Origin of the sequence: Lactobacillus helveticus DSM 20075 = CGMCC 1.1877, assembly GCF_000160855.1 — a bacterium.
GTDB classification, from domain to species: domain Bacteria; phylum Bacillota; class Bacilli; order Lactobacillales; family Lactobacillaceae; genus Lactobacillus; species Lactobacillus helveticus.
On the sequence record NZ_GG700756.1, the window covers coordinates 14,372 to 15,948 of the forward strand.

Genomic DNA, 1,577 nt, shown 5'->3' on the forward strand with positions numbered 1-1,577 from the left:
GCAATAAAACGGGATAGTGGCTCTTAGGCATGGTGTTGGTCACGTTTTCCCAGCCAATACCTAGAGCGGCTAGCCCCATTGTGATAAACAGAACGTCTTCGTAACGCTTGTTAATCCCCTTTTTCACTAAACAACCAATGGACGTTCCTACTAATAACGCTAATGTATTTACAATTGTGCCAATCATATTCCTCACCTCTCAGTTTATTTTACATCAGCAAAAAACAGCATCCCATATCAGGATGCTGTTAATTTTTACCATTGAAACTTCCAGCCGCCACTACTTGATGATGAACTAGAACTACTACTGCTTGACGACGAAGCATCAGGATTCTTACCATAACCAGAGCTAGAGCCACTTGCAGGCTTATCTGAATTCTGATCATAGATCCGATAATTAGTAAATGCTTGCGGATCGTCCCACTTGATATGACTATTTTGGTCATTCAAATCATTTTGCCGTATCTCTTCATTATCTAAAGTTTCAGTTTCTAAACCTAAATTCTTGCGAATTCTATTTGAAATCTTTTGTAATTCTTTAGTTGAAGCAACCTGAATCGAAGAGCCATCAATCCAAGCATCATGCCCTTGAATATAACCACTCTTCAAGTTCTTTGCACAGCCACGATAATTCAAAACCAGGCTAAGCATATCGTTAAAGGTTAAATTAGTCTTCACATATTTATTGAAAATATCAATAAGCTTACGGTAATTGCTGATAGTATTAACTGACCTAGCCTTGGTCATAATTGCTTCAATTACCTGACGCTGGCGAAGCTGACGGCCGTAGTCACCACGTGGGTCTTCTTTTCTCATACGGACATAAGCCACGGCATGACGACCATTCAAGTGCTGCTTTCCTTTATGGAAATCACACCAGTCATATGAAAAGTCAAATGGCACATTAACATCTACGCCGCCTACCGCATTAACCAAACTACGCAGCGCCTTCATATTTACTTCTAGGTAATAATCAATTGGTACATTTAACATGCTCGAAACGGTCTTCATGCTTGCTTGACTGCCACCAATTTCATAGGCAGAATTCACCCTAAACATGAAGTACTTGTCTCCTGGATCGCCTTTAATATCAGCCAAGGTATCACGCGGAATCGAGGTCATCGTTGCAGAATTTTTTTGCGGATTAGCTGTAGCTAAAATCATAGTATCTGAATTACCACGATCATGACGCCCTTCAATACCTTGATCCACACCTAAAACTAAAACAGAAATCGGTTGTCTATTGGCAATCTTAGCTGAAGCTGGCACACTGCTATCGCTTTTACCATCAACTGCACTATGGATGGTGAAATACATGTGCGCAGCCCAAGCTACCCCAAAGCAAATAACCACTAATGCGACTACGCCAATAAAGCGTGCAAACATATTGCCACTTTTATATACGGTACTTTCTGCAGCAAAAGCACGATTGCGGTGGAGATTAAGCGAGGAATGTCTTGTTCGGTATTCTTCTCTTCGTTTTGGATTTTGGTCCATTATCTGTATCTCTTCCCTTCAAAATTAATACATGTTCATTTGTATCACTTTTAATCGCTAGATGAAATAAAATTACTTAT

2 protein-coding genes are annotated in these 1,577 nt (G+C 40.0%); both read right to left on the minus strand.

All coding sequences use genetic code 11. The annotated features are described in order from the left end of the window. Positions 1-187: DUF554 family protein (locus tag HMPREF0518_RS06635; protein WP_003627315.1), on the minus strand; the 187-nt coding region annotated here is incomplete at its 3' end. A gap of 68 nt (positions 188-255) precedes the next feature. Continuing rightward, positions 256-1,497, minus strand: coding sequence for an LCP family glycopolymer transferase (locus HMPREF0518_RS06640; protein WP_003627318.1), 1,242 nt, complete (start codon positions 1,495-1,497; stop codon positions 256-258). Between the last annotated feature and the right edge of the window lie 80 nt (positions 1,498-1,577).

What these genes read in the sequence shown, in the direction of transcription:
- HMPREF0518_RS06640 (WP_003627318.1), bottom strand. Translation starts at nt 1,497, where the DNA reads ATGGACCAAAATCCAAAACGAAGAGAAGAATACCGAACAAGACATTCC.